The sequence below is a fragment of the Pseudomonas sp. P4_C8 genome (genome assembly GCF_056401975.1).
On record NZ_JBFUIH010000026.1, the window covers coordinates 91,019 to 97,216 of the forward strand.

Annotated in this window: 6 protein-coding genes and 1 pseudogene; 6 read left to right on the forward strand and 1 reads right to left on the reverse strand. The window is 56.5% G+C overall.

Going from position 1 to position 6,198, the window contains the following annotated elements; translation table 11 throughout:
• Positions 1-1,950: an LTA synthase family protein gene (locus AC1DWM_RS17725; protein ID WP_477795777.1), complete on the reverse strand. Its 1,950-nt coding sequence runs from the start codon at positions 1,948-1,950 to the stop codon at positions 1-3.
• Positions 1,951-2,154: 204 nt separating this feature from the next.
• On the opposite strand from AC1DWM_RS17725, the gene colR reads away from it, so the two are divergent.
• The 6 genes and pseudogenes from colR to AC1DWM_RS17755 all read left to right on the forward strand — a co-directional run.
• Positions 2,155-2,838, forward strand: a complete 684-nt coding sequence (gene colR, locus AC1DWM_RS17730; RefSeq protein ID WP_223519798.1) for a two-component system response regulator ColR — start codon at positions 2,155-2,157, stop codon at positions 2,836-2,838.
• Positions 2,828-4,111: a sensor histidine kinase gene (locus AC1DWM_RS17735; protein ID WP_223519799.1), complete on the forward strand. Its 1,284-nt coding sequence runs from the start codon at positions 2,828-2,830 to the stop codon at positions 4,109-4,111. The genes colR and AC1DWM_RS17735 overlap by 11 nt, the downstream gene beginning before the upstream one ends.
• A 158-nt stretch (positions 4,112-4,269) precedes the next feature.
• Positions 4,270-4,938 (forward strand): class I SAM-dependent methyltransferase, encoded by a 669-nt coding sequence (locus AC1DWM_RS17740; protein ID WP_223519800.1) that lies wholly within the window; start codon positions 4,270-4,272, stop codon positions 4,936-4,938.
• 4 nt (positions 4,939-4,942) lie between these two features.
• Positions 4,943-5,656 carry a lipopolysaccharide kinase InaA family protein gene (locus AC1DWM_RS17745; RefSeq protein ID WP_477795778.1) on the forward strand — a complete coding sequence of 238 codons (714 nt, stop codon included), beginning with the start codon at positions 4,943-4,945 and terminating at the stop codon, positions 5,654-5,656.
• 2 nt (positions 5,657-5,658) lie between these two features.
• Positions 5,659-5,886: a hypothetical protein gene (locus tag AC1DWM_RS17750; RefSeq protein WP_223519802.1), complete on the forward strand. Its 228-nt coding sequence runs from the start codon at positions 5,659-5,661 to the stop codon at positions 5,884-5,886.
• A gap of 197 nt (positions 5,887-6,083) precedes the next feature.
• Positions 6,084-6,198: pseudogene (locus tag AC1DWM_RS17755) on the forward strand (IS110 family transposase); the annotation flags it as partial.

Genomic DNA, 6,198 nt, shown 5'->3' on the forward strand with positions numbered 1-6,198 from the left:
TTAACGGTTGCTGACTTGGCCGGCACCCTCCTTGGACGCTTTCCAGCCAAGCAGCTGTTGCTTGAAGCCATAACTGGCCGTTTGGTAATAAGTGATCGCACGGGTGATCAATGGATCGTTGGCAGTGGCACTGGACTCGCGACTGTCTGTCAGCGCTTCATCATGACGACGCAACCCTTGGCGCGGGCTAAGGATCGCCAGATCCTTGCCATCAAACAATCCCAGGTGTTGATAATTGCCAACCACCACTCGCGGTGGCAGCGGATTGTCCTGCAACAGGTTGCGACCAAAGAACGTCGATTCATAATCCAGATTCAGCAAGCCCAATAAAGTGGGTGCGAGGTCGATCTGGCTGGCCAGTTGTGCGGTCTCGCGGGCTTCGATCAATTTTGGTGCATAAATGAACAGCGGAATCTGATAGTTACTGATCGGCAAGTCTTCTTTACCGGCACTGCCCGCGGTGTGGTCGGCGACGAAGACGAAGATTGTATTGTCAAACCACGGCTTTTTGCGCGCCTGATCAAGGAACTGACCAATGGCATAGTCGGTGTACTTCACCGCACCGTCACGGCCATCACCGGATTTGATGTCAATCCGATTCTCCGGATAGGTGTAAGGGCGGTGGTTGGACGTGGTCATCAGTTGCAGCAGAAACGGCTGTTGCTTCGCATAGTCGGCGTCAGCCAGTTTCAGCGTCTGCGTATACAGATCTTCGTCGGCCATGCCCCATGCATTCTTGAAGTGAATCTCGGCTTCTTCGACGCTGCTCTGGTCGACTACGCGGTAACCATTGCCGCTGAAAAACGCGTTCATGTTGTCGAAGTAACCGCGCCCACCGTAAACGAACACGCTGTCGTAACCCACCGCGTTGAGTTGTTGGCCGAGACTGGCAAAACCGCTCTCACGCCCTACGCGCTTGACGATTGAGCGTCCCGGTGTCGGCGGGATGGCCAGGGTGATGGCTTCCAGGCCGCGGTCAGTACGGGTGCCCGTGGCGTAGAAGTTGTTGAAGTACAGGCTCTGTTTGCGCAGGGCATCGAGGTTGGGTGTCAGGTCGCGCTGGTTGCCATTGCTGCCCATGTATTTGGCACTAAAGCTTTCGATGGTCACCAATATGATATTGGGTTTGCGCAGGGTACCGGGGTTATCGATTTCCCGACGAATGTCTTGCGGGTCCGTGCCGATGAAGCGCGCATTCGGTTCGCTTAGCTCAGCCCGAATCTGCTGTGCGACAACGTCCCCCGGCAGGGTGCTGTAAAACTGCGGGTAATCCAGTTCGTTGTTACGGAACGCTGCAAAAAACTGGTACGGACCGTTGCTTGCCAGCTCGTTTTGGTAGGCGTTGCCGCCTTGTGCACGAGGCGAGTCCTGGCTGAGCAATTGCAGGCTCAACCCAGCAACGATCAATAACCCCAAGGCATTCAGCAGGCGCCCGCGCAAGGGTGGCAACGGGGCGTTCATGGCTGCATTGAAAGGTTTGCGTAAAACGAAGCTCAAGCCGAACGCCAGGATCGCGAGCAGGCTCAGCAGCTTGCCGATCGGATAGGACTCGAGCAGGTTGTTCAGCACTTCGTCGGAATACACCAGGTAGTCGACGGCGATGAAATTGAAGCGCACACCAAATTCATCCCAGAACAGCCACTCGGCCACCGCGGTGAAGAGCATGGCGAACAGGCTGACCGTCAGCAGGCCCTGAAGAAACCAGTGGTGACCGCGCCGACGCCACAAGGCCGGTGGGCACAGCAGCAAGTAGAGGCCCATTGGCAGTGCCGCATAGGCAATAAAGCCCAGGTCGTAAATCAAGCCGATGCCGAACACTGACAGGAAGCCGCTGCCGGCCTCGTCCAGATGAGTGAGCAGCAGAACCGTTCGGGTCAGAAAGAAGATGGCCAGCCAGGCGCCGGTGACCAGCAGGAGAAAGCGCATGGGGGCCGTCTTGAAGAAGTCCATGTTGTATATATTCCTTATTATCAGTTACGCGGGAGCTTCACCCGACCGCTGTAGTCAGGGTGTGAACCCATAGTGAAAAACCTGTTAACTCTATCATTTGGTTGAGCGAATTGATTCCTCCTGTCCGCAACCCTAGCCCTGAGCCACACTTGGCCTTAAGCTGCGCGGGCCAAGACGGCCGTTACTGTGTAAGGAGGAGTGCCCATGCGAATTTTATTGGTTGAAGACAACCGCGATATCCTGGCCAACCTGGCTGATTATCTGGGCCTCAAAGGCTACACCGTGGATTGCGCACAAGACGGTCTGTCTGGCCTGCACCTGGCGGCCACCGAGCATTACGACTTGATCGTACTCGATATCATGCTGCCTGGCATCGACGGTTACACCCTGTGCAAACGCCTGCGCGAAGATGCCCGCCGCGATACGCCGGTCATCATGCTCACCGCCCGCGACCAACTGGATGACCGGCTGCAAGGCTTCAAGTCCGGCGCTGATGATTACCTGATCAAACCGTTTGCCCTGTCTGAACTGGCAGCACGGATCGAGGCGGTGATGCGCCGCACTCAAGGTGGCGGTCGTCGTACGTTACAAGTCGGCGATCTGGCCTATGACCTCGATACCCTGGAGGTGACCCGCGGCGGCCGACTGCTGAAGCTCAACCCGGTGGGCTTGAAATTGCTGGCCGTGCTGATGCAGAAAAGCCCGCACGTGCTGCGTCGCGAAATACTCGAAGAGGCGCTGTGGGGCGACGACTGCCCGGACAGTGACAGCCTGCGTAGCCACGTCCATCAACTGCGTCAGGTCATCGACAAGCCGTTCGCCAAGCCATTGCTGCAAACCGTTCACGGTGTAGGTTATCGCCTGGCCGAGGGGCGTGATGGAGTTTAAGCAGAGCCTTGCTCAACGGATCATCATCGCCTTTGCGGTGATGAGCGCATTGGTGGCTGGCGCCTTTGCCATGGGCATTGTGGCGACCGTGCATGTGGTGGAAGAAAAACTGATTTCGTCCGGTCTGGGCGGCGATTTACAGCGTCTTTTGTTGATGGACAGCATGTCGGACTGGAACCATCGTCCCGAGCCGGACCAGCTGTTCTACTTCAGTGGTGGGGCAGGTGATTTCGAACTGCCCAAGGATTTGCGCAACCTGGAATCAGGTTTTCACGAGGTTTTTCGCGATCAGCTGTCGTATCACGCCATGGTCGAAATCGTCGACGGCCGGCGTTACGTCTTGCTTCAGGACCAAAGCGATTTCGAAGAGCGTGAGCGGGTGCTGTTTGCCGTGGTGTTAACGGGCTTTGTGCTGAGCCTGGCGCTGGCGGTATTTCTCGGTTGGGTCCTGGCGCGCAAAGTCATGGCGCCGGTGGTCCGTCTGGCACGCCAGGTGCGTCATCGCGATCAGTTGTTAGGGCTGGCGCCGCCCCTGGCGCCCGATTATGCCGCCGACGAAGTGGGCGAGCTGGCTGTTGCCTTCGACGCCACCCTTGGGCGCTTGCGCCAGGCGTTGAACCGCGAACGGTTGTTTACCAGTGACGTCAGCCACGAACTGCGTACGCCATTGATGGTGCTGGCGAGTTCCTGTGAGCTGCTGTTGGAAAATCCCGGTCTCGATCAGCGCGGCCGTGCCCAGGTCGAGCGCATTGCCCGGGCCTGCGAAGAAATGCGAGAGCTGGTACAAACCTTCCTGATGCTGGCCCGCGCACAGCGTGAAGACGCCAGCATGTCGCCGCAGCAGAACCTGAGCCAGGTCGCCGACGGGTTGCTCAATCTGTGGCGAGAACCCATCGAAACCAAGGGGCTGACGCTGATTTTCGAGCCGGGCCCCCCTCCAGTCTCCAGTTACAACGCAACGCTCTTGCACGCGGTAATGGGCAACTTGTTGCGCAACGCACTGCATTACACCGAACGCGGGTTCATTCGCCTGACCCTCACGGCCACGGGTTTTTTTGTCGAGGACAGTGGTGTGGGCATTCCAGAGGACAAGCGCGAAGCGATGTTCGAGCCTTTTGTGCGGGGTTCCGAAAAACGCGGCGAGGGCCTTGGTCTGGGGTTGTCACTGGTGCAGCGGATCTGTGAGAACCAGGGCTGGAGTGTCAGCCTGACGACAATGGAGCCCAATGGTTGTCGTTTTCAGGTCGAGTTACAGGCGTTGAATGTCAGTTGATTGAATGGTCACGGTGGGATGCCATGAGCTATCGTTAGCTTTCTGTAAAATCTTGAATTGGTTCAAGGTTTTACTCGACGAAATTTTCACAAATGCATGACCTGACGCTGACACCAAACTACATAAGGTTGATTTCATCAGCATTTCAGGTGAGCTTGATGGACGGTCCGATCAAACTTGATTTTTCCGAAAAATACGACGATCAACACGCTCAACGCTACCTGCGCAAGCATCAGGATGGACTCGGTCGCAAGTTGTCCCACTGGCGTGAAGTACAGCTGGCGCGCAAGGCGCTAAAACTGGTCGGCGAACCTGGGCTGGTGCTCGATTTGCCATGCGGTGCCGGACGTTTCTGGCCAATGCTGGCGGAAAAAGCCAATCGTGCGATCATCGGTGCCGACAACTCTGAGTCGATGGTGAAGATTGCCATGCAGGCGCAACCCGCTGACGTGGTCAAACGGGTACAACCCTTGCACACTTCTGCCTTCGAAATCGCCCTGCCTAATAACGCCGTCGACAGCATTTTCTGCATGCGTTTGCTGCATCACATCGGTGAAGCCGAGCATCGACTGGCGATTCTGCGCGAATTCGAGCGTGTCTCCCGTGATAGCGTGATCATTTCGTTATGGGTGGACGGTAATTTCAAGGCTTGGAAACGCAAGCGTTCAGAAGCGCGACGTGGGCAGGAGGGTTACCAAAACCGCTTTGTGTTACCGGCCGCAACGGTGGAAAAGGAGTTTGAGCAGGTGGGTTTCCGTATCCAGGAAAAACTGGACTTTATACCGCTCTACGCTATGTGGCGCATTTACGTATTACGCAAGAGGTAACAGGATGGCAGTGCAATCTGCAGCAGAAAAGGAGGTCGCTCCCCAGGACCGCTTCGACTATTTCTGGAATAAGCACGGTGAATGGGTAGAAGAACCCAATGTTCGCCGCGGCGGGGAAAGTGGCGTGCAGCGCGTCATGGGTAGCGATGGACAACTGCTCTATGCCAAGCGTCAGACCGGCCATATCTATCGCAGCTGGTTGCACCCGTTTGGTCGACCGACCGTGTTGCGTGAGCAAGATGCTTACCTGGGCCTGCGCATGCTCGACGTGGGTGTTCCTGACATCGTTTTCTGCGGCGCACAGCGCGACCCGGTGCATAAATGGCGCGCATTGCTGGTGACCAAGTCGCTGGATGGCTTCGAGGAAGTCGAACACTGGTACGCCGGTGGTGGTCTCGAGCGTCATGGCGAAGCGGTGAATGATCGTGTGTTGAAGGAGCTGGCCGAGAACCTTGCCCGCATGCACAAGGGCCGTTGGCAGCACAGCTGCCTCTACACCAAGCATATATTTGTGCGGGTCACGGGTGAAGGTGAGACGGCGAAAGTCGAAATTGCCTTGATCGATCTGGAGAAGTGCCGACAGCGTATGACCGCTTCTCAGGCGGCAACCCATGATATGAAACAACTGCGTCGCCACTCGTCGTTCAGCCCGGCGGATTGGGAAAAACTCGTCTACTTTTACAAGACGGCGTTTGGCAGCGCTATCAAAGGTTTATAGCGATGAAACTCGAAATTGCACGAGGTTTGTTTCTGATAGGAGCCTTGGCAGTTGCTTCATTGGCGGTGGCTGCCTGGGAGCAGCCTCGCACGCAGGTCCTCAGTTCAGTGAGCGGCGATGCTCACTGTCCAATACCGCGCGCAATCAAAGCCTCCACGGCTGCGCAACCCGACCACGATTTGTTGTTGCTTATGTTTGGGCTTGTACAGGGAATGAGGCCGCAAAGTTGACCAGATTGAAGCCAAAATAAAGGCCTCGCAATTGCGAGGCCTTTTTTTATTCCTGACGCATAACCCCCTGTAATTGGATGGACTCGCCCACGCCGAGGCGTCAATGCGCCACGGTGGCAGTCTAAGAAGCCAACGGCAGCGAGGGCGAGTCCATGAAAAAGAATACGACGCTTAAACAGTCCCTGTCTTCAACCGATGTGTCGGCCTGTACGACAGTGGCGGTCGATCTTGCCAAGCAGGTCTTTCAGGTCGCAGGCGAAGACGCTCTGGGCCAGGTGCTTTATGAAGAACGCCTCAAATCGCGTGAAGCTT

What these genes read in the sequence shown, in the direction of transcription:
- AC1DWM_RS17725 (WP_477795777.1), bottom strand. Translation starts at nt 1,950, where the DNA reads ATGGACTTCTTCAAGACGGCCCCCATGCGCTTTCTCCTGCTGGTCACC.
- colR (WP_223519798.1), top strand. Translation starts at nt 2,155, where the DNA reads ATGCGAATTTTATTGGTTGAAGACAACCGCGATATCCTGGCCAACCTG.
- AC1DWM_RS17735 (WP_223519799.1), top strand. Translation starts at nt 2,828, where the DNA reads ATGGAGTTTAAGCAGAGCCTTGCTCAACGGATCATCATCGCCTTTGCG.
- AC1DWM_RS17740 (WP_223519800.1), top strand. Translation starts at nt 4,270, where the DNA reads ATGGACGGTCCGATCAAACTTGATTTTTCCGAAAAATACGACGATCAA.
- AC1DWM_RS17745 (WP_477795778.1), top strand. Translation starts at nt 4,943, where the DNA reads ATGGCAGTGCAATCTGCAGCAGAAAAGGAGGTCGCTCCCCAGGACCGC.
- AC1DWM_RS17750 (WP_223519802.1), top strand. Translation starts at nt 5,659, where the DNA reads ATGAAACTCGAAATTGCACGAGGTTTGTTTCTGATAGGAGCCTTGGCA.